Annotated in this window: 22 protein-coding genes and 1 other RNA gene; 19 read left to right on the top strand and 4 right to left on the bottom strand. The window is 46.6% G+C overall.

Translation table 11 applies throughout. The features are described 5' to 3' along the window. Positions 1 to 175: 175 nt before the first annotated feature. The 5 genes from petA (at position 176) to sspB (ending at position 4,007) form a co-directional block, all read left to right on the top strand. A complete protein-coding gene (petA, locus tag MU515_RS07475; RefSeq protein ID WP_260259800.1) occupies positions 176 to 769 on the top strand; it encodes a ubiquinol-cytochrome c reductase iron-sulfur subunit in 594 nt (197 codons plus the stop codon). Next, positions 769 to 2,034, top strand: coding sequence for a cytochrome b (locus MU515_RS07470; RefSeq protein WP_260259799.1), 1,266 nt, complete (start codon positions 769 to 771; stop codon positions 2,032 to 2,034). The genes petA and MU515_RS07470 overlap by 1 nt, the downstream gene beginning before the upstream one ends. Next, positions 2,031 to 2,768 carry a cytochrome c1 gene (locus tag MU515_RS07465; RefSeq protein WP_260259798.1) on the top strand — a complete coding sequence of 246 codons (738 nt, stop codon included), beginning with the start codon at positions 2,031 to 2,033 and terminating at the stop codon, positions 2,766 to 2,768. Before MU515_RS07470 ends, MU515_RS07465 begins: the two co-directional genes overlap by 4 nt. 98 nt (positions 2,769 to 2,866) lie before the next feature. Beyond that, positions 2,867 to 3,502, top strand: coding sequence for a stringent starvation protein SspA (gene sspA / locus MU515_RS07460; protein ID WP_260259797.1), 636 nt, complete (start codon positions 2,867 to 2,869; stop codon positions 3,500 to 3,502). 10 nt (positions 3,503 to 3,512) lie between these two features. Further along, positions 3,513 to 4,007 carry a ClpXP protease specificity-enhancing factor gene (gene sspB, locus MU515_RS07455; RefSeq protein WP_260259796.1) on the top strand — a complete coding sequence of 165 codons (495 nt, stop codon included), beginning with the start codon at positions 3,513 to 3,515 and terminating at the stop codon, positions 4,005 to 4,007. A gap of 60 nt (positions 4,008 to 4,067) precedes the next feature. On the opposite strand, the gene MU515_RS07450 is transcribed toward sspB, so the two are convergent. From MU515_RS07450 to MU515_RS07435, 4 genes are read right to left on the bottom strand one after another with little or no spacing between them, the layout of a single operon-like run. After that, the gene (locus MU515_RS07450) at positions 4,068 to 4,637 is read right to left on the bottom strand and encodes a BON domain-containing protein (protein WP_260259795.1); all 570 of its coding nucleotides are present in this window, start codon (positions 4,635 to 4,637) and stop codon (positions 4,068 to 4,070) included. A gap of 4 nt (positions 4,638 to 4,641) precedes the next feature. Next, positions 4,642 to 5,232, bottom strand: a complete 591-nt coding sequence (locus MU515_RS07445; RefSeq protein ID WP_260259794.1) for a phosphoheptose isomerase — start codon at positions 5,230 to 5,232, stop codon at positions 4,642 to 4,644. A gap of 3 nt (positions 5,233 to 5,235) precedes the next feature. Further along, positions 5,236 to 5,604 carry a YraN family protein gene (locus MU515_RS07440; protein ID WP_260259935.1) on the bottom strand — a complete coding sequence of 123 codons (369 nt, stop codon included), beginning with the start codon at positions 5,602 to 5,604 and terminating at the stop codon, positions 5,236 to 5,238. After that, the gene (locus tag MU515_RS07435) at positions 5,588 to 7,414 is read right to left on the bottom strand and encodes a penicillin-binding protein activator (RefSeq protein ID WP_260259793.1); all 1,827 of its coding nucleotides are present in this window, start codon (positions 7,412 to 7,414) and stop codon (positions 5,588 to 5,590) included. The genes MU515_RS07440 and MU515_RS07435 overlap by 17 nt, the downstream gene beginning before the upstream one ends. A gap of 63 nt (positions 7,415 to 7,477) precedes the next feature. Here MU515_RS07435 and rsmI point away from each other — a divergent pair, with 63 nt between their 5' ends. The 14 genes from rsmI (at position 7,478) to ftsA (ending at position 23,279) form a co-directional block, all read left to right on the top strand. Next, positions 7,478 to 8,341, top strand: coding sequence for a 16S rRNA (cytidine(1402)-2'-O)-methyltransferase (rsmI, locus tag MU515_RS07430; protein ID WP_260259792.1), 864 nt, complete (start codon positions 7,478 to 7,480; stop codon positions 8,339 to 8,341). A 105-nt stretch (positions 8,342 to 8,446) separates the two neighbouring features. Beyond that, positions 8,447 to 8,876, top strand: an RNA gene (gene rnpB, locus MU515_RS07425) — RNase P RNA component class A. Between the two features lie 186 nt (positions 8,877 to 9,062). After that, entirely contained in the window at positions 9,063 to 10,013 is a 951-nt protein-coding gene (rsmH, locus tag MU515_RS07420; protein WP_260259791.1) for a 16S rRNA (cytosine(1402)-N(4))-methyltransferase RsmH, read from the top strand. A 6-nt stretch (positions 10,014 to 10,019) separates the two neighbouring features. Then, positions 10,020 to 10,337: a cell division protein FtsL gene (gene ftsL, locus MU515_RS07415; RefSeq protein ID WP_285892398.1), complete on the top strand. Its 318-nt coding sequence runs from the start codon at positions 10,020 to 10,022 to the stop codon at positions 10,335 to 10,337. Beyond that, positions 10,334 to 12,061: a penicillin-binding transpeptidase domain-containing protein gene (locus tag MU515_RS07410; protein WP_260259790.1), complete on the top strand. Its 1,728-nt coding sequence runs from the start codon at positions 10,334 to 10,336 to the stop codon at positions 12,059 to 12,061. Before ftsL ends, MU515_RS07410 begins: the two co-directional genes overlap by 4 nt. 12 nt (positions 12,062 to 12,073) lie before the next feature. Beyond that, positions 12,074 to 13,561 carry a UDP-N-acetylmuramoyl-L-alanyl-D-glutamate--2,6-diaminopimelate ligase gene (murE, locus tag MU515_RS07405; RefSeq protein ID WP_260259789.1) on the top strand — a complete coding sequence of 496 codons (1,488 nt, stop codon included), beginning with the start codon at positions 12,074 to 12,076 and terminating at the stop codon, positions 13,559 to 13,561. Then, positions 13,558 to 14,916, top strand: coding sequence for a UDP-N-acetylmuramoyl-tripeptide--D-alanyl-D-alanine ligase (locus MU515_RS07400; protein WP_260259788.1), 1,359 nt, complete (start codon positions 13,558 to 13,560; stop codon positions 14,914 to 14,916). Before murE ends, MU515_RS07400 begins: the two co-directional genes overlap by 4 nt. Beyond that, positions 14,913 to 15,995 carry a phospho-N-acetylmuramoyl-pentapeptide-transferase gene (gene mraY, locus MU515_RS07395; protein WP_260259787.1) on the top strand — a complete coding sequence of 361 codons (1,083 nt, stop codon included), beginning with the start codon at positions 14,913 to 14,915 and terminating at the stop codon, positions 15,993 to 15,995. Before MU515_RS07400 ends, mraY begins: the two co-directional genes overlap by 4 nt. A gap of 18 nt (positions 15,996 to 16,013) precedes the next feature. Further along, on the top strand, positions 16,014 to 17,336 hold the full coding sequence (gene murD, locus MU515_RS07390) for a UDP-N-acetylmuramoyl-L-alanine--D-glutamate ligase (protein WP_260259933.1): 1,323 nt from the start codon (positions 16,014 to 16,016) through the stop codon (positions 17,334 to 17,336). A 13-nt stretch (positions 17,337 to 17,349) separates the two neighbouring features. Further along, positions 17,350 to 18,552: a cell division protein FtsW gene (ftsW, locus tag MU515_RS07385; RefSeq protein WP_260259786.1), complete on the top strand. Its 1,203-nt coding sequence runs from the start codon at positions 17,350 to 17,352 to the stop codon at positions 18,550 to 18,552. Beyond that, positions 18,539 to 19,600 (top strand): undecaprenyldiphospho-muramoylpentapeptide beta-N-acetylglucosaminyltransferase, encoded by a 1,062-nt coding sequence (gene murG, locus MU515_RS07380; protein WP_260259785.1) that lies wholly within the window; start codon positions 18,539 to 18,541, stop codon positions 19,598 to 19,600. The genes ftsW and murG overlap by 14 nt, the downstream gene beginning before the upstream one ends. A gap of 11 nt (positions 19,601 to 19,611) precedes the next feature. Beyond that, positions 19,612 to 21,072: a UDP-N-acetylmuramate--L-alanine ligase gene (gene murC / locus MU515_RS07375; protein WP_260259784.1), complete on the top strand. Its 1,461-nt coding sequence runs from the start codon at positions 19,612 to 19,614 to the stop codon at positions 21,070 to 21,072. A gap of 172 nt (positions 21,073 to 21,244) precedes the next feature. Further along, entirely contained in the window at positions 21,245 to 22,024 is a 780-nt protein-coding gene (locus MU515_RS07370) for a cell division protein FtsQ/DivIB (RefSeq protein ID WP_260259783.1), read from the top strand. Continuing rightward, a complete protein-coding gene (ftsA, locus tag MU515_RS07365) occupies positions 22,017 to 23,279 on the top strand; it encodes a cell division protein FtsA (RefSeq protein ID WP_260259782.1) in 1,263 nt (420 codons plus the stop codon). The genes MU515_RS07370 and ftsA overlap by 8 nt, the downstream gene beginning before the upstream one ends. Positions 23,280 to 23,307: the final 28 nt, after the last annotated feature.

Raw genomic sequence — 23,307 nt, 5'->3', positions numbered from 1 at the left:
CGCCTTTGGCGTTGTTGTTCATAAATGTTACAAAAAAGTAGCTTTACCTTGTCAAAAAGTAGGGTTTTATTTATCATTTTTTAATCAGATAAATACAACAAAAATAAGTTTGTTAGCCATGTTCTTAGAAAAGGAATAACAAACATCCATATGGAGCCAATGGGAGAATGTCTGGATGAGCAATGCGCCCTTAAATAACGGACGCAGGCGCTTCCTAACCGCAACAACAGCCGTTGTTGGTGGGTTAGGCGCAGCTGCGGTCGCCGTCCCTTTTATAAAATCTTGGAACCCAAGTGATAAAGCGAAAGCCGCTGGTGCCCCGGTAGAAGTTGATATTGGCAAGTTAGAACAAGGCCAAATGGTTCGTGTTGAGTGGCGAGGCAAACCCGTTTGGGTCGTTCGTCGTCCTCAAGCAATTGTTGATGCGCTGGCTGCTTTAGATGGTCAATTGCGTGACCCTTCCTCTGGTGAAGAACAGCAACCGACTTATGCGCAAAATGCCTATCGCTCGATTAAACCTGAATATTTCGTTGCAGTCGGTATCTGTACCCACCTTGGTTGTTCTCCTACCTATTTACCCGACAGTTTCAATGAACAAGTTCAAGGTGTGAAATCAGGCTTCTTTTGTCCGTGTCATGGTTCTAAGTTCGATATGGCAGGTCGTGTATTTCAAGGTGTCCCAGCGCCATTAAACCTAGTCGTTCCCAAACACATGTACCTAAGTGATACCAAGATCATCATAGGTTTGGATGAAGAGGGAGAAGCATAATGCAAGCACTACTCGATTGGTTTGAAAAACGCTTACCTGCGATGAATGCTTATAAAAAGCATTTGTCGGAATACCCAATGCCAAAGAACTTTAACTTTTGGTATCTGTTTGGCTCACTGGCGATGTTGGTGTTGGTGAATCAGATTCTTACTGGGATATGGCTCACCATGAACTATGTGCCGTCGGGAGATGGCGCATTTGCTTCAATTGAATACATCATGCGTGATGTTGAGTACGGTTGGTTGCTGCGTTACATGCACTCAACAGGGGCATCGGCGTTCTTTGTTGTGGTCTATCTGCACATGTTCCGCGGCCTGATTTACGGGTCTTATCAAAAGCCGCGTGAGTTACTGTGGATCTTCGGTATGCTGATTTTCTTGGTGCTGATGGCAGAAGCTTTCATGGGTTATCTACTACCATGGGGACAGATGTCCTACTGGGGCGCGCAGGTTATCATCTCACTATTTGGTGCGATCCCAGTGATCGGTGATGATCTGACGCTTTGGATTCGTGGTGACTACGTAATCTCAGGCGCGACTCTCAACCGTTTCTTTGCCTTACACGTTATTGCGCTACCGATTGTTCTGCTGTTACTGGTTGTGCTGCACGTTTTGGCGCTGCACGAAGTGGGCTCAAACAACCCTGATGGGATTGAAACCAAACTCCCGAAAGGTTCGATGGGCGAAAACTATAAAACCCAGTTTAAGTTCCATGATTACTACACCAAGAAATACGACATTATCGATTCGATACCTTTCCACCCTTATGGCACGGTAAAAGATTTGATTGGTGTCGCAGGATTCTTATTCCTGTTCTGCTATGTGCTGTTCTTTAACCCAGAAATGGGTGGTTATTTCCTTGAGCCACCAAACTTTGAAGCGGCGAACCCACTTAAAACGCCAGAGCATATTGCTCCGGTATGGTACTTCACACCGTTTTACGCCATCTTGCGTGCGGTACCTGACAAATTGCTAGGGGTATTGGCAATGGGCGGTGCGATCGTGGTGTTGTTCTTACTACCATGGTTAGACCGTTGTAAGGTACGTTCATATCGTTATCGCAGTAAGTTCCACTTACTCAATATTATTCAATTCACTATTAGCTTCATCGCACTCGGTATTCTTGGGGCGTTGCCTGCAACGGATTTGTATACCTTGCTCGCTCGTATCTTTAGTTTGGGGTATTTCATGTTCTTCGTACTGCTGTTCTTCTACAGCAAAAATGAAGCAACGAAGCCATTACCAGAGAGGGTGACATTCAAATGAAAAAGTGGATTGTAATGCTATTTGCTTTGTTGCCATCTTTAGCCATGGCTGCGGGCGCAAACGTACCTTTAGATAAAGCCAACAACGATCTCAGCGATCAAGCGTCACTGCAAAATGGTGCTAAGTTGTTCATGAACTACTGTTTTGGTTGTCACTCAACTCAATATCAGCGCTATGAACGTGTTGCGCGTGATATCGGTATCCCGATTGAGTTGATGAAAGAGCATCTTATCTTTGACCCTAACGCCAAAGTGGGTGATTTAATGGAAAATGCCATTCCAGATAAATCAGCGGCACAGTGGTTTGGTGCTCCGCCGCCGGATCTTACTCTGGTTGCGCGCGTAAGAGGTACGGATTGGCTCTATACCTATTTACGTTCATTCTACGCTGACCCAGCTCGCCCGTTTGGTGTAAACAATATAGTCTTCCCAAGTGTTGGTATGCCGCATGTATTGGAAGAGCTACAAGGTATTCCAATGCCTGTTTATGGTGAAAAAGAGGTCGACGGTGAAACCGTGCAAGTGATTGTCGGAGTGGAGTCTGACGGTACTGGGGAGTTAAACCAAGAAGAGTACGACGATGCGGTACGAGATTTGGTAAATTTCCTCGAATACTCAGGAGACCCAGTTAAGCTTGAGCGTCATGCGCTGGGCTGGTGGGTGATGGGCTTCTTAGTGATCTTCACAATACTTGTGGTGCTATTGAAGAAAGAGTATTGGCGTGATGTGCATTAATTATGCTATCATACCGTGCTAATTACCATATTTGACTGTTTACAATGGAGGCTGAGCCTCCATTGTTTTTTATTTCTGTAAGTGTGCTGGAGGGCTCCATGGCTGTAGCTGCCAATAAACGTTCCGTAATGACTCTATTCTCAAGTGCATCTGATATGTATAGCCATCAGGTACGCATTGTACTAGCCGAAAAAGGCGTAAGCGTAGAAGTTGAGTTAGTTGATGAAGCAAACTTACCTGCGGAATTGATTGAGCTAAACCCATACAAAACGGTACCAACTCTAGTTGACCGTGAACTTGCACTTTACGACTCTAAAATCATCATGGAGTACTTAGATGAGCGTTTCCCTCATCCACCTCTAATGCCGGTTTACCCTGTTGCTCGTGGTAACAGCCGCCTGATGATTTTCCGTATTGAAAAGAACTGGTACTCGCTAGCTGAGAAAGTCGTTAACGGCACAGCTGAAGAGTCAGAAGCAGCACGTAACAAACTACGTAACGACCTGCTTACTCTTGGCCCTGTATTCGCTGAGTACGAATACTTCATGAGCGAAGAGTTCAGCTTGATCGATTGTTACCTAGCGCCACTACTATGGCGTCTGCCACAATTAGGTATCGACCTAATTGGCCCTGGTTCTAAAGAGCTTAAAGTATACATGAACCGTGTATTTGAGCGTGATTCATTCCTAGCTTCTCTAACAGAAGCTGAGCGCGAAATGCGTCTAGTTCGTTAATTTCGAGCTAATGGATATTGCTAATATGACACCACGCCGACCATATATGCTTCGTGCATTTTATGATTGGCTGGTGGACAACGATCTAACGCCTCATCTTGTTGTTGCCGCAACACTGCCAGGTGTACGTGTACCAGAAGAGTTTATCCAAGACGGACAAATTATTCTGAACGTCGCTCCTCGCGCTGTGGGTAACTTACAGCTTGGTGATGACGAGATTACTTTCAACGCTCGCTTCAGTGGCCGCCCACATACTGTGATTGTGCCTCTGTATGCGGTTCAAGCTATCTATGCGCGTGAAAACGGCGCTGGTACTATGTTTGAGCCAGAAGAAGCGTATATGGAAGAGTTTGATGAAATTGAAGATGAGTTTATCGACGAAGTCGAAGAGCCATCATCGTCTCTTTCTCTTGCTACCGAAGCAGAATCTGAGTCAGACTCTACGACGCCCGACGATGAGCCGCCTCGACCAAAAGGTCGCCCGAGCTTACGAGTGGTTAAGTAGTCAAAGAGTAATAAAAAAAGCAGCGTTAAACGCTGCTTTTTTTGTATCCGATGAGCGGGATTAATCGCCGTATTGGAAAGCCTTAATCACTTGTTTTACGTCGGAGATATTACGTGTAACCTCTGTGGCAACTTCGCCGTGATGACGGGAAACATAGCCAAGTAAGAATACTTCTTTATCTTCAGTGATCACTTTCACCTTAATGCCGTTCAGCTCTTCATTGGTAAGTAGTGCCGATTTTACCTTGGTTGTGATCCAACTATCATGGCTGATTTGGCCAAGAGATAGCGGCTCTTTAATACGAACTTGGTTGTGAATTTGGTTCACGCCTTTCACTTCGCGAGCTTGCTGGATAAATTGTTCTAAAAGCTGCTCGTCTTTCGACTGTCCCATCAATACTACTGTGCCACGGTATGAGCTGGCAGTGATTCGCACTTGGCCTTGGTAAGGGGCTTTGTTGGTGATACCGGCGACTTCAAACTCTACGTTATTGTCGTTCCAAATTTCTTTGGTGGTGCGAGTGTCAGTGACAAGATTCACCGTCGTCGCTGCGCCAGCAACAAATACGCCTGCACAACCCGTGGTTGAGAGGAGCACTGCGCTAAGCATTAGGGCTTTTAATAATTTCATTTCGTTACTCTTCGTGAGCTGGGAATAAAACTTGGTCAATTAGATCGCATAAGCAGTGTAGGGTAACCATGTGTACTTCATGGATACGAGCAGTGCGCTGCGAAGGGATTCGAATCTCGACATCATGTTCGCCTAGCAAACCAGCCATCTCACCGCCATCCTTGCCTGTTAAAGCAATGATGGTCATGTCGCGAGTTACCGCCGCTTCCATCGCTTTGATGATGTTTTTGCTGTTACCACTGGTAGAGATCGCCAGTAAAATATCACCCGGTTGACCAAACGCACGCACTTGCTTTGAGAAGATTTGTTCGTAGTGGTAGTCGTTGGCGACGGCAGTTAGTGTCGTGTTATCTGACGTAAGCGCCATTGCAGGTAAGCTTGGGCGCTCAGTTTCAAAACGGTTGAGTAAACAAGAGACAAACTGCTGCGCGTTAGATGAAGAACCGCCGTTACCACAACAAAGAATTTTGTTGCCGTTAAGCAGGCTTGAAACCATCGCCTGAGCGGCATGGGTAATGGCATCCGGCAGCGCTTCTGCCGCTGCGATTTGGATTTGAATGCTTTCAGTAAAACTTTCTTTAATGCTTTCGAGCATTGATTATCCTTGAGTAATTGCGTTTCTAATCCATTCGATATCGTCGCCTTGTTGATGAATAGCGACTATATCGAATCGACACTCGGTTGTGTAAACGGACAAGCCTTGTTTCATTAGCCAAACATTCGCGGCCTTAATGAGGCGTTGCTGTTTGCGATAAGTGACTGTTTCAGCCGCGTGTCCATAATCAGTTGTGTTGCGGTAGCGAACTTCAACAAACACAATGGCAGTGCCATCGCGCATGATGAGGTCTATTTCGCCACCTTTGGCATGGAAGTTTCGCTCAATTAGTTTGAGGCCGCAACCACTAAGGTATCTCTCGGCTGCGGACTCATACAGTTTGCCTTTCCGAAACTTACTCAGCAGTCCCATTGCCATGTTCTGCCCAGCTAATTTCACGCTGCACGACACAGTGCTCATCAATGCTGAGTTTGCCTGTGTTGCCATTGATACTGTAGCCGTGTACCACTTTCATTTGTGGCAGTTGCTCCATGAGTAAGTAAGCGTCCATACCGAGCGCTTGTAAACGTTTCTCTGCATTAGAACCTTTTGGCCACATTTGGTTCATTTGTGCTTCGATAGCGCTATTTGGTTGAATCAGTAGCGGAATATCACTGAACATCACACCAGTTAGATCTTCGTATTGCTGGCGACCGCTGTTGCTGCGCGAGTTAGAAAATAGCTTAGGTGGTGTCGTGTCTGGGTTAATCGCCACTTCGATAAACGGCTTAATCAGTGTCAGCTCTGAGCTACCTGCAACAATGTATACCGCATCGACATCACGACGGCTTCGAGGTTCGCCCTCAAGTTTCATGCGCAGTAGTGATTGCATTTGAGTGATGTGCTGTTGGCTCTCTTGAAGACCAAACGCATTGTTGACGTCTTTTTGTAGCTGACGTTTGTCGGTAAATAGGCTGACAGCGACTTTATTGTTGCTGAACTTGCTCCACTCTTCATCAAAGGCTTCTACTGCGCGTTGGCCTAAGCGGTTTTTCGGCGCAAGAATTAACGGGTAGCGGTAGCCTTGCGTAAACAAGTGTTTAGCGGCTTGCGCAACTTCTTGTTCTGGTGAAAGCGCTAGGTAGCAAACACTAGTTCCTGTTTCTAATTCATCAGGAATGTTCAACGCAAGCATTGGCAGCGGTTGGCCTTGTGCGTTGCGGGTTTGCTTAAGCTTAGTGATGTTATCTTTCACTAGAGGGCCAACCACAAAGTCGACCTCTTTTTCAGTTAAGGTAGCTTGTAGAGCCTCAATACTGGTTGTATTGGTATCAATCACCGTCAATGTTGCATTGGCATCGCGCTGAGAGTCATTCATCATCTGTAGGATGAAACCATCGCGAATAAGCTCAGCTTGCTTGGCAAACTTACCTGTCAAAGGCAGTAGCAATGCGGTATTGAGTGGCTTAGATATCTCAAGGTTTAAGATGTCTTGAATCGATTGCGGTGTGTACTCTGCCGCCGGATGCGTTGGGTTTTCAGCCAACCATTGTTCAATGGTGTTTTTTAGTTGGCTGATATTGCTACCTAATGTCGCGTTATAAATTGCCAATTGGCGCCAACCATCAAATTGAGAGTCGTTAACATCAATAGAGAATTCAGTGATTTGTTGCTCTGGGTATTGAGTTAGGTTCTGCCAAATCGCTTCTGCAATGAAAGCTTGTTGGGCGCGAGACTCATACTCTGCCAATTTAGATAGCTCACGTGCGGCTTCAAAGTAATTTTGCTGCTCACCAAATAAGTCAGCTTTTAGCTGATGGTATTCACGCCACTGCTCATCAACCAATCGCCAAGATGGGCGGAAGTTTAGCAGTTCCAGCGCTTGCTGGTATTGCTCTTGGTCTGTCAGCAGTGTTGCGCGCGCAAGTTGCCACTCCGCTTGCTGCTTATCGGTTAAAGATTGGCGAGACAGACGCTTGATAAGCAATTCAGCTTGCTGGGTGTCATTGGCTTTTACCGCTGCTTTAAGCGCCATGATCAACCAGTCGTTTTGAATACTGCCTTCGCTGCTGTCTGCACGCATCAGGTAGTTAGTCGCTGGTTGAACAGGATCGAGCGTGATATCGACATAATTGTTGTTTGACGTCGATGAAGTAGACGAACACGCCGCTAATGTCACTGCAAGGGCTACAGGAGTGAGTAAGCGTGATACACTTAATCGCTTTTGGTTATTCTTGGCCATGAGTTCTTCGTTAATTCCGTATAAAATTGTGTCTATATTAATCGTTGAAGTGATGCTAAACAAATGACAGATAACAAAACCTTACCTGCACAGATCCCAACTCTCTATATTGTACCGACTCCGATCGGTAATTTGGGTGATATTACCCAACGCGCGATTGAAGTGCTATCAAGTGTCGATCTGATTGCTGCAGAAGATACCCGTCATACGGGTAAATTGTTGTCTCATTTTGGCATTACCACCAAAACCTATCCGCTCCATGATCACAATGAGCAACAAAAAGCACAAGTATTAGTTGAGAAATTACTTTCAGGGCAGTCTATTGCACTTGTATCGGACGCTGGTACACCGCTAATTAGTGACCCAGGTTACCATCTTGTTTCTCAGTGTCGTCAAGCGGGCGTTAAAGTTGTTCCTCTTCCTGGTGCATGTGCGGTGATTACTGCGCTCAGTGCATCCGGTTTGCCATCTGATCGCTTCAGTTTTGAAGGTTTCTTACCACCTAAGAGCAAAGGCCGCAAAGATAAGTTCCTTGAAATCGCGAAAGTGGAACGCACTTGTATCTTTTATGAATCACCACACCGTATTTTAGATTCATTAGCCGATATGCTCGACATTTTAGGTCCGCAGCGTGAAGTAGTGCTTGCTCGCGAGATCACTAAGACATTTGAAACCATCCAAGGTTTGCCTTTGGGTGAGTTGGTGGAGTGGGTTAAGCAAGATGAAAACCAGCAACGCGGTGAAATGGTACTACTGATTCATGGTCATCGTGAAACCGTTGAAGAGAGCTTACCTGAAGAAGCGACCCGTACTCTTGGAATCTTGACCAAAGAGCTGCCATTGAAAAAAGCGGCGGCTTTGGCGGCAGAGATCTACAACTTGAAGAAAAACGCATTGTACAAATGGGGATTAGACAATCTAGATTAATCTCTATGGTCGATTTGTACAAAAACACGGCAGTTGAGCGGCGCATTACATCATATCTGTGATCTCGCTAGACACTGTGAGGCAATCCCTATACAATCCGCCCTCGGAGTTGACTGGGTAGTCGCTGCTTTGTTGATGTCCTTCGGGAGACTGACGCTGAAGTCCTTTGGGAGACTGGCGTTGACGTCCTTCGGGAGACTGACAAAGGGGAGGAAAGTCCGGGCTCCAAAGAGCAGGGTGCCAGGTAACGCCTGGGGGGCGCAAGCCTACGACAAGTGCAGCAGAGAGAAGACCGCCGATGGCCCGCAAGGGATCAGGTAAGGGTGAAAGGGTGCGGTAAGAGCGCACCGGACGACTAGCAATAGTTCGTTGCAGGGTAAACTCCACCCGGAGCAAGACCAAATAGGCCTCCACATTGCGTTGCTCGCGTAAGGAGGCGGGTAGGTTGCTTGAGCCAGTGAGCGATTGCTGGCCTAGACGAATGGCTACTGCCGCGCAAGCGGAACAGAACCCGGCTTATACGTCGACTCCACCTATTCGAGACCCACCATAATCCTACGGTTATGGTGGGTTTTTTGCTTTTTATTGACGAAAACAATAACTCAAGCGATAAACTTAGCGCAATGTCACGTGATGCATGCGTTCAAGGGTGGCGATAAGCGACTAAATCAGTACACTGAAGAGTTAAAGCGCGTCAATGCGACGGCGAGAAGAGATAACTATGACAGAAGCATTTAAACACGTATCGGTATTGTTGCATGAGTCCATTGATGGCCTAGCGATTAAACCTGACGGTATTTACATTGATGGTACTTTTGGCCGCGGCGGTCATAGCCGTACCATTTTATCTCAGCTAGGTGAAAATGGCCGCTTATACAGCATCGACCGTGACCCTCAAGCCATCGCAGAAGCAAATAAAATCGACGATCCTCGTTTTACTATTATTCATGGCCCTTTCTCTGGCATGGCTGAATACGCTAAGGACTATAACTTAGTGGGTAAGGTAGACGGCGTTCTACTTGATCTCGGTGTCTCTTCTCCGCAACTTGATGATGCTGAGCGTGGCTTTAGCTTTATGAAAGATGGCCCGTTAGATATGCGTATGGACCCAACGTCCGGGATTCCTGTGTCTCAGTGGCTGATGGAAGCTGACCTTGATGATATTACCTGGGTAATCCGCGAGTTTGGTGAAGACAAACATGCCCGTCGTATCGCGAAGGGGATCGTGGCTTATCGTGAAAACGAAGAGAACGAACCATTAACTCGTACTGGCCAGCTGGCAAAACTAATCTCAGATGTTGCGCCAAAAAGCTTTAAAGAGAAAAAGCACCCTGCGACTCGCGCTTTCCAAGCATTTCGAATTTACATTAATAGTGAGTTAGAAGAGATTGATACCGCTCTTAAAGGCGCGGCAAGTATTCTTGCGCCAGAAGGCCGTTTATCTGTTATCAGCTTCCACTCGCTAGAAGACCGTATGGTGAAACGCTTTATTCGCAAAGAGAGCAAAGGCCCAGAAGTGCCACATGGCATTCCATTGACTGAAGCTCAGATCAAAGAGCTTGGTAGCGCGAATATGAAGCCAATCGGCAAAGCGATTAAGCCAAGTAAGCAAGAAGTCGAGCACAACACTCGTTCACGCAGCTCTGTATTGCGTATTGCCGAAAAGCTGTAATTCATCATGTCAAAAGCCACTCCTAACCTAGCTAAAATCATCGCGGTCGACTTGCTCACTGTTGGCAAGTTACCGCTGTTCATGCTGATGGTTATTTTTGCTAGCGCTATGGGAGTGGTATTTACTACCCATCACACCAGACAAGCCATTTCAGATAAAGATCAAGCTCTCGTCGAGCGTGAGCGTCTCGACAACGAGTGGCGCAACTTGTTGTTAGAAGAAACAGCATTGGCTGAGCACAGCCGCGTACAAGAGTTTGCCAAGCAAGAACTGGAAATGAAGCGCCCTGATGCTGATAAAGAAGTGGTGATTGATTTACCATGAGTTCAACCAAAGCTAAGCCTGCTGCTAAACAGACCCAGCCTGAGCCGCCACAACTGATTCGTTGGCGCTTTTATCTTATTATTTTCTTTGTCTTTCTCATCTTTGCCGCGTTAGTTGCGCGTATTGGCTATATCCAAATTATCGAACCCGATAATTTAATCAAACAAGGCGATATGCGTTCGATTCGCGCCAAAACACTACACTCTGCTCGCGGTATTATCTCAGACCGTAATGGTGAAGCGTTGGCCGTGAGTGTGCCAGTTGAAGCGGTTTGGGCCGATCCTGCCACCATCTTCAAAAAAGGTGGCCTAGAGGATGTGGACCGTTGGCATGCGCTTGCTGATGTACTCGGTCTAGAACGCCAAGGGTTGATAGATAAGATCAACGCCAATAAAAAGCGTCGCTTTATCTATCTCCAGCGACAAGTTAGCCCAGCAATGGCCAATTACATTCGTGAGCTTAAGCTTGCTGGGGTTGGTCTAAAAGCGGAATCTCGTCGTTACTATCCAGCCGGTGAAGTTAGTGCCCACTTAGTTGGGGTGACAGGTATTGACGGCCACGGCTTAGAAGGGGTCGAGCGCAGTTACGACAAATGGTTAACTGGTGAAGCGGGCAAACGCATTATTCGTAAAGACCGCTATGGCCGCGTAGTAGAAAACATTTCCTTAGAAGAGCGTGAAGAGGGTAAGCCATTAGAGCTTACGGTCGATCAGCGCCTTCAAGCGATCGCGTATCGCGCGATTAAGCAGGCGGTGGCCGATTATCGTGCCACGTCAGGTTCTGCGGTTATTTTAGATGTAAAAACTGGCGCCGTGTTAGCCATGGTGAACGCACCTTCTTATAACCCGAATAACCGCTCCGATTTGCAATCAGCGAAAATGCGTAACCGCGTTATTACCGATGCGTTTGAGCCGGGCTCAACCATTAAGCCGTTTGTGGTACTTGCCGCACTAGAAAATGGCACTGCGGATGAAAACACCATCATCGATACAGGCCACGGCATTATGCAGGTTGGCGGCAGCCGCGTGCGCGATGTCTCTAAAGTTGGTAAAGCTGACCTAACCACCATTTTGAAAAAATCGAGTAACATTGGTGTGGCTAAGTTGGCACTTGATATGCCATTAGAAGCGCTGTTGGGTATGTATAGCTCGGTCGGTTTTGGTGAAGTGTCAGGCTTAAACTTAGTCGGTGAAACTCAAGGTATTTTCCCTAATCGCCGTCGCTGGTCGAAGTTTGAAATTGCGACACTCTCTTTTGGTTATGGCTTAACCATTACACCGCTGCAGTTAGCTCATGCTTACGCGACGTTAGGAAACTACGGTAAGTATCAGCCAGTTCATATCATTGAAAACAACCAGCAAGATTTTTCTCGCCAAGTGATTGATGAGCATAATGCTCGAGTGGTACTTGGTATGCTAGAAACGGTGACTCAGCCTGGAGGTACAGCCACTAAAGCTGCTGTGCCGGGTTATCGCGTGGCCGCTAAAACGGGTACATCACGTAAAGCCGTTGCGGGTGGCTATGGCGATCAATATTTTGCCTATACAGCCGGTGTTGCGCCAGCCAGTGACCCACGGGTTGCTTTAGTTGTCGTGGTGAATGAACCCCAAGGCGATAATTACTACGGCGGTTCTGTAGCAGGCCCTGTCTTCTCTGAAATTATGAAGAGTAGCTTGCAGATCCTTAATGTGGCACCGGACGAAAACAGATTTAATCAGGAATAGTGAGAGTTAGGAATGTCGAAAAGACTCACTCTATCAGAACTACTTGCGCCATGGCTTGAGCCTTCATTTGAGCTGCAAGGTTCGAAAATTCAAGTTCACTCGCTAGAGTTGGATAGCCGTAAAGTCGGCAATGGAACCACATTTGTGGCGATTAAAGGCCATGCGGTTGATGGCAGGAAATTTATTCCTTCCGCGGTTAAGCAAGGTGCGAATGCCGTCATTGCCGAAGCGTGTGACCAGAAACCCCATGGTTTAGTCGAGATTATTGATGGCGTAATGGTGGTTTACCTCGCTGATTTGAGTGCTATTTTGTCTCAGTTAGCTGGTCGCTTATACGCAGGACACAACAACCAACTGATTGGCGTCACTGGCACCAATGGTAAAACTACCATCACTCAATTGATTGCGCAGTGGTTAGATCTCGTAGGCCAACGTGCAGCCGTAATGGGCACAACTGGTAATGGTTTTCTTGATAATTTGCAGCCAGCGGCTAATACCACGGGTAATGCTGTTGAAGTGCAAAGTTCGATTGCACAATTAGCCGCGCAAGGGGCGGATTACACCGCTCTGGAAGTATCCTCTCATGGCCTTGTTCAAGGTCGTGTAAAAGCGCTGCCGTTTGTCGCAGGCGTATTTACCAACTTAAGTCGTGACCACTTAGATTACCATGGCACGATGGAAGAATATGGCGAAGCGAAATTCTCCCTATTTAGTCAACACCAATGCCAGCAAGCGATCATCAACGTGGATGACCAAGTGGGTCATGGTTGGATGGCTCGACTCGACAATGCGATAGCGGTTTCTCTAAAATCGACTGAGTTTGAGCGCGCGGTGTGGGCAAGCCAAGTGGAATACTCAGAGTCCGGCATTGATATCCAATTTGATGGCAGTTTTGGCTCGGGTGAGCTGCGCATTCCTTTGATTGGTGAATTTAATGCCAGCAACGCGTTACTTGCATTCGCGACTTTGCTGGCATTAGGCATTGATAAGCAACAGTTGATTGAAACGGCAACACAGCTTGTCCCGGTATTAGGTCGAATGGAGCTATTTGCTAACCAAGCTCAAGCGAAAGTGGTTGTGGATTACGCCCATACGCCAGATGCGCTAGAAAAAGCATTAATGGCACTGCGTGTTCACTGCCAAGGAAAGCTTTGGGCCATCTTTGGTTGCGGTGGCGATCGTGATGCGGGCAAACGTCCTATGATGGCTGAGATTGGCGAACGATTAGCTGATCATGTCATTCTCGCAGATGACAATCCTCGTAGTGAATCACCGCAAGAGATCATTCAAGATATGCTGGCGGGTATGCAATCGCCTCAGAATGCGATTGTTGAACATGAACGCTTCAAAGCACTTCAATACGCACTAGATAATGCATCACCGCAAGACATCATCTTACTGGCTGGCAAAGGCCATGAAGATTACCAAGTGTTAGCCACTGAGACGGTGCATTACTCGGATCGTGAATCAGCGCAGCAGTTACTAGGATTATCAGCATGATCTCATTTAGCTTGAAACTAATTTGCCCAGTGATTGATGCTGAGCTTGTTGGCAACGATTGCCAAATTGAGTTGGTATCGACCGATACACGTCAGATTGAATCCGGTTCGCTGTTTGTGGCGTTAATTGGTGAACGCTTTGACGCGCACGATTTTGTTCAACAAGCCGTTGATGCTGGTGCGTCAGCAGTATTAGTCAGCCGTCGTTTAGATATCGATATCCCTCAGCTGGTAGTTGCGGATACGCGTATTGCGCTTGGCCAAATTGGTGCGTATGTACACCAACAAGCGGCGACCCCAACGGTCGCGATTACCGGTAGCTGTGGTAAAACGACGGTTAAAGAGATGGTAGCCAGCATTATGGCTCAGCAAGGCCAAGTGTTGTTTACCGCAGGTAACTTCAATAACGATATTGGCGTACCTTTAACGTTACTTCGATCAACTGCGCAAGATGATTTCGCGGTGATTGAGCTTGGCGCAAACCATATTGGTGAAATCGCTTATACCTCAGAATTAGTTAAGCCAGATGTAGCAATGGTGAACAATGTTGCTGCAGCGCACTTAGAAGGTTTTGGTTCGATTGATGGCGTTAAACAAGCTAAAGGCGAAATCTACCAAGGTCTTAAATCGGGTGGCGTGGCAATTGTTAATTTAGATAGCCATGGCGGTGATTACTGGCAGCAAGCATTGGCAGATAAACAGGTAAAAACGTTCTCGATTACTGATCGCAGTGCTGATTACTACGCTGACAATATTAGCCTAAATGAGTTAGGTGAAGCGTCATTTAACCTGCATTCACCACTTGGTTCTAAATCAATTCACCTCGGCATTATTGGTCAGCATAACGTGGCGAATGCTTTAGCAGCGACGGCGCTTGCTGTTGAACTGGGTGCAAATTTAGACCTGATTGCATCAGGTCTCGCGAACCCAAGCCAAGCGAAAGGTCGCGTAGAGGCGATTGAACTTAGCGATAAAATAAAACTGATCGATGATAGCTATAATGCGAGTGTGCCTGCCATGAAGGCAGCGGCTGACCTATTAGCTGGATTTAGCGGCATTCATTGGCTCATTTTGGGTAACATGGCAGAGTTAGGCGAGGAAAGTCTTGCACTTCACCGCCAAGTCGGGGAACATGCAGCCCCATTTAATTTTGAGTATGTGTTGACCTACGGCGAAGATACCAAAGCGATTAGCGAGGTTTGCCAAGGCATTCACTTTGATACTCACGACACTATGATTGAGTTTATTAAGCAGCGTATTTCGCAACATTCTGAGCCTCAAACTCTATTGGTTAAAGGCGCAAATAGTGCGGGCATGAGCAAGATCGCCGCTGCTTTGAAGGAGATGTATTCATGATCATTTGGCTTGCAGAGCTGCTACAGCCATATTTCTCATTCTTCCGTTTGTTTGAATACCTATCGTTCCGCGCGATTGTTAGCGTATTGACCGCGCTAGGTATCTCACTATGGATGGGGCCACGTATGATTCGTCGTTTGCAGATGCTGCAAATCGGTCAGGTGGTACGTAATGAGGGGCCAGAGTCGCACTTTAGCAAACGTGGTACGCCGACGATGGGCGGTATCATGATCCTCTCTTCTATTATCATCACTGTACTACTGTGGTCAGATTTATCTAATCCATACGTGTGGGCGGTCATTTTTGTACTCGGTGGCTACGGCGCAGTGGGCTTTGTGGATGACTACCGTAAGGTAGTACGTAAAAATACCGATGGTTTGATTGCACGCTGGAAGTACTTCTGGCAATCAGCAATTGCGCTAGTTGTCGCGTTTGCACTTTACGCACACGGTAAAGACACCGCGGCTACGCAGCTAGTTGTGCCTTTCTTCAAAGAAGTGATGCCGCAATTGGGCTTGATGTACATTGTGCTGACTTACTTTGTTATCGTTGGTACCAGTAACGCCGTTAACTTAACGGATGGCCTAGACGGTCTAGCGATCATGCCGACAGTGCTGGTTGCAGCAGGTTTTGCTGCGATTGCTTGGGCTACGGGCAACGTAAACTTCGCGAATTACCTACATATTCCTCATATACCGTATGCGTCAGAGCTGGTGGTGGTGTGTACCGCAATTGTTGGTGCGGGCTTAGGTTTCTTATGGTTTAACACTTACCCTGCGCAAGTCTTTATGGGTGATGTGGGTTCACTAGCACTAGGCGGTGCATTAGGTACTATCGCGGTATTGGTTCGCCAAGAATTTGTATTGGTGATTATGGGCGGTGTGTTTGTAATGGAAACATTGTCGGTAATTCTTCAGGTTGGTTCATACAAATTGCGTGGTCAACGTATCTTCCGTATGGCACCAATTCACCATCACTACGAGTTAAAAGGTTGGCCAGAACCTCGCGTGATTGTTCGCTTCTGGATTATCTCAATTGTATTGGTACTGATTGGTCTAGCGACTTTGAAAGTACGTTAAGGAAAACACACCATGTCCATGCAGCATTGGCAGGGGATAAATAAGGTTGTTGTAGTAGGGCTCGGTATTACCGGGCTCTCTGTTGTTAAGCACCTATCACGTTTACCTCTAGAGCTTGAAGTTAAAGTTATTGATACCCGTGAAACTCCGCCGGGACGCGAACAGTTACCAGACGCTGTTGAACTGCATACTGGCAGTTGGCAAATGGATTGGTTGCTGAATGCCGATCTTGTCGTAGCGAATCCGGGTATTGCTTTAGCTACGCCTGAAATACAGCAAGTGCTTGCCGCTGATATTCCAGTCGTAGGTGATATTGAGCTGTTTGCATGGCATGTTGATAAACCCGTGATTGCGATTACCGGATCGAACGGTAAAAGCACCGTGACTGATTTAACGGGTGTGGTTGCCAAAGCGGCGGGTGTAAATGTTGGAGTCGGTGGCAATATTGGCGTGCCTGCGCTGGATTTATTTGAGCAGCCAGCCGATCTTTATGTTCTTGAGCTTTCGAGCTTCCAACTTGAAACAACCTCAAGCCTTGCCCCTGTTGCCGCAACGTTCCTCAACCTATCTGAAGACCACATGGATCGCTACCAAGGCATGGAAGATTACCGCCAAGCTAAGCTGCGCATCTTTGAACATGCAAAAGTGTGTGTGGTAAATGCGGACGACAAACCCACTTACCCAGATAATAATGATGCGAACATAGTGACGTTTGCGTTGGAAAACCAAGCCGACGCCTCAGTTGTAATTGAAGCTGGCTCTGAGTGGTTAAGCTACCAAGGCCAAGCCATTATGCCAGTGGCAGAGTTGAGCTTAGTCGGCCGCCACAACGTGGCTAATGCGCTTGTTGTGATTGCTTTGCTGACAGAGGCTGGGGTAGATGTAAAATCTGGCCTTGACGCGATGAAGTCTTACAGCGGGCTGACACACAGGTGCCAAGTGGTTGCCGATAATCAAGGTATTAAGTGGGTCAATGATTCTAAGGCAACTAATGTGGCGAGTACTCTTGCTGCACTGTCTGGTTTGTCGCTCGCGGGCAAGCTTTATTTGTTGGTTGGCGGTAACGGAAAAGGCGCTGATTTTTCAGAATTAGCCCCGGCACTTAACAGTTTAAATGTTCAGTTATGTTGTTTTGGTGCAGATGGCGATAAATTTGTTGCTTTGCATTCGTCAGCAAAACAGTTCGATACAATGGACGAAATTATGGCTTGGTTAGCGCCACAGCTTGAGCAAGGAGATATGGTAATGCTTTCTCCTGCCTGTGCGAGCTTTGACCAATACAGTAACTTTATGGCTAGAGGGGATGCATTTACCCAGCTAGCTCAGAAATACGCACAATAAAATACATTCAATAATGTCGCTGCAAGGTACAATTTCAAACGTCAAAACATGGTTTACCCAATCGGCTCCACAAGCTCTATTTGATAGGCAGTTGGTGTGGATTTCGCTCGGCCTAATGTTGACGGGATTAGTGATGGTAACCTCGGCGTCATTTCCAATCAGCTCGCGTTTGACGGGGCAGCCTTTCCACTTCATGTTCCGTCATGCTGTGTTCCTGTTTTTAGCCTTGTCTACCGCGGCTGTTATATTGCAAATTCCACTCAAGCGCTGGCTACAATACAGCTCTTGGTTACTCGGCTTGTCGATATTCCTTCTGGTTGTGGTATTAGTGGCCGGTAAATCGGTAAACGGCGCCTCACGTTGGATTCCTCTTGGCCTGTTTAACTTACAGCCAGCAGAGGTAGCCAAGCTCTCCTTGTTTATCTTTATGTCCGGCTATCTGGTCCGAAAACAAGATGAAGTAAGGGCGACTTTTTTTGGCGGTTTCTTTAAGCCCATCTTGGTGTTTGGCACATTGGCGGTATTACTGTTGTTCCAGCCTGACTTGGGTACTGTGATCGTCATGTTGGTCACCCTGTTTGGCATGTTGTTTATTGCCGGCGCTAAGCTGACCCAGTTTCTCGCCTTAGTAGTGGTCGGGATTGGTGCTGTCATTGGTTTGATTTTGGCAGAGCCTTATCGTATCAAGCGTGTTACTTCATTCTTAGACCCGTGGGAAAACCCGTTCGGCAGTGGCTATCAGTTAACTCAGTCATTAATGGCCTTTGGTCGAGGCGATTGGTTTGGTCAGGGCTTAGGCAATTCAATTCAGAAACTGGCCTATTTGCCAGAAGCACATACCGACTTTGTATTTGCGGTATTGGCCGAAGAGCTCGGTTTTGTTGGCGTGGTTTTAGTGTTAATGCTGATTTTCAGCTTGGTACTAAAAGCGGTATTTATTGGCCGACGTGCGTTTGAGAGTGACGAATTCTTTGGCGGTTATCTCGCTTTTGGTATTGGCATTTGGTTTGCCTTCCAAACATTGGTAAATGTGGGCGCTGCTGCGGGTATCGTGCCGACAAAAGGTTTAACACTGCCGCTGATCAGTTATGGTGGTTCGAGCTTAATTGTTATGTCAGTGGCGGTATCGATTCTGTTAAGGATTGATCACGAATGCCGCATTAAATCTACGCAACAACAAGCTGAAAAAGAAAAAGTAGTCGATGAAAAAGAATAAAAGATTGATGGTTATGGCGGGTGGCACTGGAGGACATGTATTCCCAGGTCTCGCCGTTGCAAAACAACTTCAGCAACAAGGTTGGGAGATTCGCTGGTTAGGTACTGCGGATCGTATGGAAGCGGATTTAGTGCCAAAACATGGTATTGAAATCGACTTCATCAAAGTAAAAGGCTTACGTGGACAAGGTATTGTTCGCCTTTTAAAAGCGCCTTTTCAGATTCTTAATGCGATTAAACAAGCTCGCGCTCACATGAAAGCATGGCAGCCTGATGCAGTGCTTGGTATGGGCGGTTATGTCAGTGGCCCTGGTGGTATTGCTGCTTGGTTGTTGGGCATCCCTGTTGTTTTGCATGAGCAAAACGCCGTTGCGGGTTTGACTAATCAATGGTTATCAAAAATCGCAAAGAAAGTCTTTCAAGCATTCCCGGGCGCTTTCCCGACAGCTCAAGTGGTCGGTAACCCTGTTCGAGAAGATGTAGTAGCTATCGATGCTCCAGATGCTCGTTTTGCTGAGCGTAATGGCCCGATACGCATTCTTGTGATGGGTGGTAGTCAAGGCGCACGTATCCTTAACCAAACCATGCCTCAAGTAATGGCTAAATTAGGTGAAGGCTATCAAATTCGCCATCAAGCGGGAAAAAATAGCCAACAAGAAGTCGAAAACGCCTATCAAGATCAACATGTTGCACAAGCAGAGACAGTAGAATTTATCGACGATGTAGCACAAGCCTACCAATGGGCAGATTTATTGGTCTGCCGCTCCGGTGCATTAACTGTATCGGAAGTCTCAGCCGCTGGGGTTGGGGCCATCTTTATTCCATTTATGCACAAAGACAGACAGCAAGCGCTGAATGCCGACCATTTGGTTGAATGCGGCGCTGCAAAAATGATAGAGCAGCCAGAGCTAACAGTTGAAAAGCTAGTAGAACAGATTCAAACATTGGATCGTTCACAATTACTAGCGATGGCTAATAACGCAAGAAGTGCTGCCAAGTTAGACGCAGATAAAGTCGTCGCTGAAGCGATCGTTGCGCTAACCAAATAACGAGATACACAATGACAATTCAACATACTCAAGACTTAGCGCAAATTCGCGCTATGGTGCCAGAAATGCGCCGTGTTAAATGCATCCACTTTATTGGTATTGGTGGCGCAGGCATGAGCGGGATTGCCGAGGTATTGCTTAATGAAGGCTACCAAATTACCGGTTCTGATATCGCTGAAAACCCAGTCACTGAACGCTTGACGCAAAAAGGCGCTCAAGTCTTTATTGGTCACCAAGCAAGTAATGTTGCTCAAGCGAGTGTCGTCGTGGTTTCGACGGCTATCAACGAAGAAAATCCAGAAATTATCGCCGCTCGTGAAGCTCGTATTCCTGTGGTTCGCCGCGCAGAAATGCTTGCTGAACTGATGCGTTTCCGTCATGGCATCGCTGTGGCTGGTACGCACGGTAAAACAACCACAACCGCTCTTGTAACTCAGATTTATTCTGAAGCTGGCCTAGATCCAACATTTGTAAATGGTGGTTTAGTAAAAAGCGCGGGTACAAACGCACGTTTAGGCTCAAGCCGAATTCTAATCGCTGAAGCCGATGAAAGTGATGCTTCATTCTTGCATCTACAGCCTATGGTTAGCATCGTGACCAACATCGAAGCGGATCATATGGATACGTACGGTGGTGATTTCGAAACCCTTAAACAAACCTTTATCGATTTTCTACATAACTTGCCATTCTACGGCCAAGCTATTGTGTGCATTGATGATCCTGTGGTTCGCGAGTTAATCCCTCGTATAAGCCGCCAAGTAATCACTTATGGTTTCGCGGAAGATGCAGACGTTCGTATTGAAAATTACCGCCAAGACGGCCAACAAGGTAAATTTACCGTGGTTCGCCAAGGTCGCGCTGATCTAGAAATTACCTTGAACATTCCTGGTCGTCATAATGCACTTAACGCATCAGCGGCAATTGCTGTGGCGACAGAAGATGATATTTCAGATGAAGCGATCCTAAGCGCGATGGCTGGTACACAAGGTACAGGCCGCCGCTTTGATCACTTAGGTGAATTTGAAACAGGTAATGGTATTGCAATGCTGGTGGATGATTATGGTCATCACCCAACAGAAGTTGATGTCACCATTCAAGCAGCGCGCAGTGGTTGGGAAGAAAAACGCTTAGTCATGATCTTCCAGCCGCATCGCTATAGCCGTACACGCGATTTGTATGATGATTTCGCTAATGTGCTTGAGCAAGTTGATGTACTGATCATGCTTGATGTTTATGCGGCAGGTGAGAAGCCAATTGCGGGTGCGGATGGACGTTCACTTTGTCGAACGATTCGTAGCCGTGGCAAAATCGATCCGATTTTCGTGCCTGATACGCAGAGCTTACCTTCTGTTTTAGCCAATGTATTGCAAGATGGCGATCTGGTTCTAACCCAAGGTGCGGGCGACGTAGGGAAAGTAGCGAAGCAGCTGGCGAGTTTCGAATTGAGCATTGAGAAGATGTCAGCGGAATAATCAGTTTTTGAAGATTTAGCGCATTTCTTACGTTTAAAGCATAGTTTTCTTACTTTCAAGGTTTGATACTTTGAATCACCCCAGTATAATCCGAGGGTTAAAGTAAGAGTTTTGGCCTCTATACCAAGAGATAGGGATAAACATTGCGAGCTAATGGCAAGGACAACGGACTTTGATAATAAGTAGCTTTAACGAAGGCCGTTCTTTTTTCGAAATCCCACAAATCAAGAAACATGCTGTCGGCGCTAGTTTTCTTATGGTGGTGATAGTCCTAATTGGTTATGTACTTTACTCCACCGTCTCTTGGATGTGGGATGACCAACGTCTTCCCCTGTCTAAACTGGTACTGCAAGGTGATCTGGAATATGTCTCGGCACTCGATGTGCAACGAGCTTTTTCCCAACTAGATTATGTTGGAACATTCATGTCACAGGATGTGGATGTTCTGCAAGATATGATTGAATCGATCCCTTGGGTTTCCAATGCTGCTATTCGTAAGCAGTGGCCAGATACCATAAAAGTCTTTATTACTGAGCATCACGCGATAGCTATTTGGAATGGTAATGCCATGCTAAATGAAAGCGGTCATGTATTTAATGGTGATATCGGTAAGCTAAAAGGCGACCACGTCAAATTGTACGGCCCGGAAGGGACGAGTGAAGAAGTACTTCAGGTTTGGCAAAAGGTGAGCAATCAATTTCAATCGTTAGGATTGACGATTACTTCACTGGTGTTGAATGAGCGCCGTGCATGGCAAATCATACTCGACAACGGTATCCGGCTAGAATTAGGCAAAGAGTCCTTAGAAGAACGCATTGAGCGATTCATCTATCTTTACAATAATTTGGGTAGCGAGGCACAAAAAGTCAGCTACATTGACCTCAGGTATGATACGGGAGCCGCAGTTGGTTGGTTCCCTGAAGAGTTAGAACAAGAGACTACAGATGACTAAGACCGCTGATGACAACATTATTGTTGGTCTTGATATAGGCACTGCAACCGTATCTGCTCTGGTAGGTGAGGTATTGCCTGATGGTCAAATCAATATTATCGGTGCAGGCACAAGCCCTTCACGAGGCATGGATAAAGGCGGCGTTAACGATCTTGAATCGGTAGTAAAGTCTGTCCAACGTGCGATTGACCAAGCGGAATTGATGGCGGAATGCCAAATTCGCAATGTATTTATTTCTCTATCGGGTCGTCATATTGCGAGCCGTATAGAAAAAGGGATGGGAACCATTTCGGATGAAGAGGTCTCTCAAGAAGATATGGATCGTGCGATTCATACTGCCAAGTCGATTAAAATTGGTGAAGAACAGCGTATTTTGCATGTGATTCCTCAAGAATTTACTATTGACTACCAAGAGGGTATTAAAAACCCACTCGGTTTATCAGGTGTGCGCATGGAAGTCAGCGTGCATCTTATTTCTTGTCATAGCGATATGGCACGAAACATTATTAAGGCGGTTGAGCGTTGTGGCTTAACGGTCGAACATTTGGTTTATTCTGGCTTAGCAGCAAGCAATGCCGTGATCACAGAAGATGAACGTGAGCTCGGTGTTTGTGTGGTCGATATTGGTGCCGGCACGATGGATGTTTCTATCTGGACTGGTGGCGCACTTCGTCACACTGAAGTATTTGCTTATGCGGGAAATGCAGTAACCAGTGATATTGCTTTTGCATTTGGTACTCCGGTAAACGATGCTGAAGAAATAAAAGTAAAATATGGCTGCGCTCTTAGTGAGCTAGTCAGCAAGGATGACACGGTTAATGTCCCAAGTGTAGGCGGGCGTCCATCAAGAAGTTTACAAAGACAAACTTTGTCTGAAGTGATTGAGCCGCGATATACTGAATTAATGGGTCTCGTTAACCAAACTATCGATACTGTTCAAGAAAAGCTGCGTGAAGAAGGCATTAAGCATCATCTTGCAGCCGGTGTGGTACTGACAGGTGGCGCATCGCAAATTGAAGGTTTGGTAGAATGTGCGGAGCGTGTATTCCGCAACCAAGTTAGAGTTGGCAAGCCTCTTGAGGTAAGCGGCTTAACAGATTACGTAAAAGAGCCGTATCATTCTACGGCAGTTGGTTTACTTCATTACGCAAGAGACAGTCAAATTAATGACGACACTGAGTACAGCGAGCCAAAGCGCCAACCAGTGACATCGCTATTTGGTCGCTTTCGTAATTGGATACAAAAAGAGTTTTAACCTGAGCAGCAGGAAAAACGGAGATAAC

The sequence above is a fragment of the Vibrio intestinalis genome (assembly GCF_025195085.2).
Classification (GTDB): Bacteria; Pseudomonadota; Gammaproteobacteria; order Enterobacterales; family Vibrionaceae; genus Vibrio; species Vibrio intestinalis.
This window is presented reverse-complemented; position numbering and strand designations above follow the sequence as displayed.

What these genes read in the sequence shown, in the direction of transcription:
- murG (WP_260259785.1), top strand. Translation starts at nt 18,539, where the DNA reads ATGAAAAAGAATAAAAGATTGATGGTTATGGCGGGTGGCACTGGAGGA.
- MU515_RS07440 (WP_260259935.1), bottom strand. Translation starts at nt 5,604, where the DNA reads ATGGGACTGCTGAGTAAGTTTCGGAAAGGCAAACTGTATGAGTCCGCA.
- ftsA (WP_260259782.1), top strand. Translation starts at nt 22,017, where the DNA reads ATGACTAAGACCGCTGATGACAACATTATTGTTGGTCTTGATATAGGC.
- MU515_RS07470 (WP_260259799.1), top strand. Translation starts at nt 769, where the DNA reads ATGCAAGCACTACTCGATTGGTTTGAAAAACGCTTACCTGCGATGAAT.
- rsmI (WP_260259792.1), top strand. Translation starts at nt 7,478, where the DNA reads ATGACAGATAACAAAACCTTACCTGCACAGATCCCAACTCTCTATATT.
- MU515_RS07450 (WP_260259795.1), bottom strand. Translation starts at nt 4,637, where the DNA reads ATGAAATTATTAAAAGCCCTAATGCTTAGCGCAGTGCTCCTCTCAACC.
- sspB (WP_260259796.1), top strand. Translation starts at nt 3,513, where the DNA reads ATGGATATTGCTAATATGACACCACGCCGACCATATATGCTTCGTGCA.
- MU515_RS07465 (WP_260259798.1), top strand. Translation starts at nt 2,031, where the DNA reads ATGAAAAAGTGGATTGTAATGCTATTTGCTTTGTTGCCATCTTTAGCC.
- ftsW (WP_260259786.1), top strand. Translation starts at nt 17,350, where the DNA reads ATGTCGCTGCAAGGTACAATTTCAAACGTCAAAACATGGTTTACCCAA.
- mraY (WP_260259787.1), top strand. Translation starts at nt 14,913, where the DNA reads ATGATCATTTGGCTTGCAGAGCTGCTACAGCCATATTTCTCATTCTTC.
- petA (WP_260259800.1), top strand. Translation starts at nt 176, where the DNA reads ATGAGCAATGCGCCCTTAAATAACGGACGCAGGCGCTTCCTAACCGCA.
- MU515_RS07445 (WP_260259794.1), bottom strand. Translation starts at nt 5,232, where the DNA reads ATGCTCGAAAGCATTAAAGAAAGTTTTACTGAAAGCATTCAAATCCAA.
- MU515_RS07410 (WP_260259790.1), top strand. Translation starts at nt 10,334, where the DNA reads ATGAGTTCAACCAAAGCTAAGCCTGCTGCTAAACAGACCCAGCCTGAG.
- MU515_RS07400 (WP_260259788.1), top strand. Translation starts at nt 13,558, where the DNA reads ATGATCTCATTTAGCTTGAAACTAATTTGCCCAGTGATTGATGCTGAG.
- murE (WP_260259789.1), top strand. Translation starts at nt 12,074, where the DNA reads ATGTCGAAAAGACTCACTCTATCAGAACTACTTGCGCCATGGCTTGAG.
- murC (WP_260259784.1), top strand. Translation starts at nt 19,612, where the DNA reads ATGACAATTCAACATACTCAAGACTTAGCGCAAATTCGCGCTATGGTG.
- rsmH (WP_260259791.1), top strand. Translation starts at nt 9,063, where the DNA reads ATGACAGAAGCATTTAAACACGTATCGGTATTGTTGCATGAGTCCATT.
- murD (WP_260259933.1), top strand. Translation starts at nt 16,014, where the DNA reads ATGCAGCATTGGCAGGGGATAAATAAGGTTGTTGTAGTAGGGCTCGGT.
- sspA (WP_260259797.1), top strand. Translation starts at nt 2,867, where the DNA reads ATGGCTGTAGCTGCCAATAAACGTTCCGTAATGACTCTATTCTCAAGT.
- MU515_RS07435 (WP_260259793.1), bottom strand. Translation starts at nt 7,414, where the DNA reads ATGGCCAAGAATAACCAAAAGCGATTAAGTGTATCACGCTTACTCACT.
- ftsL (WP_285892398.1), top strand. Translation starts at nt 10,020, where the DNA reads ATGTCAAAAGCCACTCCTAACCTAGCTAAAATCATCGCGGTCGACTTG.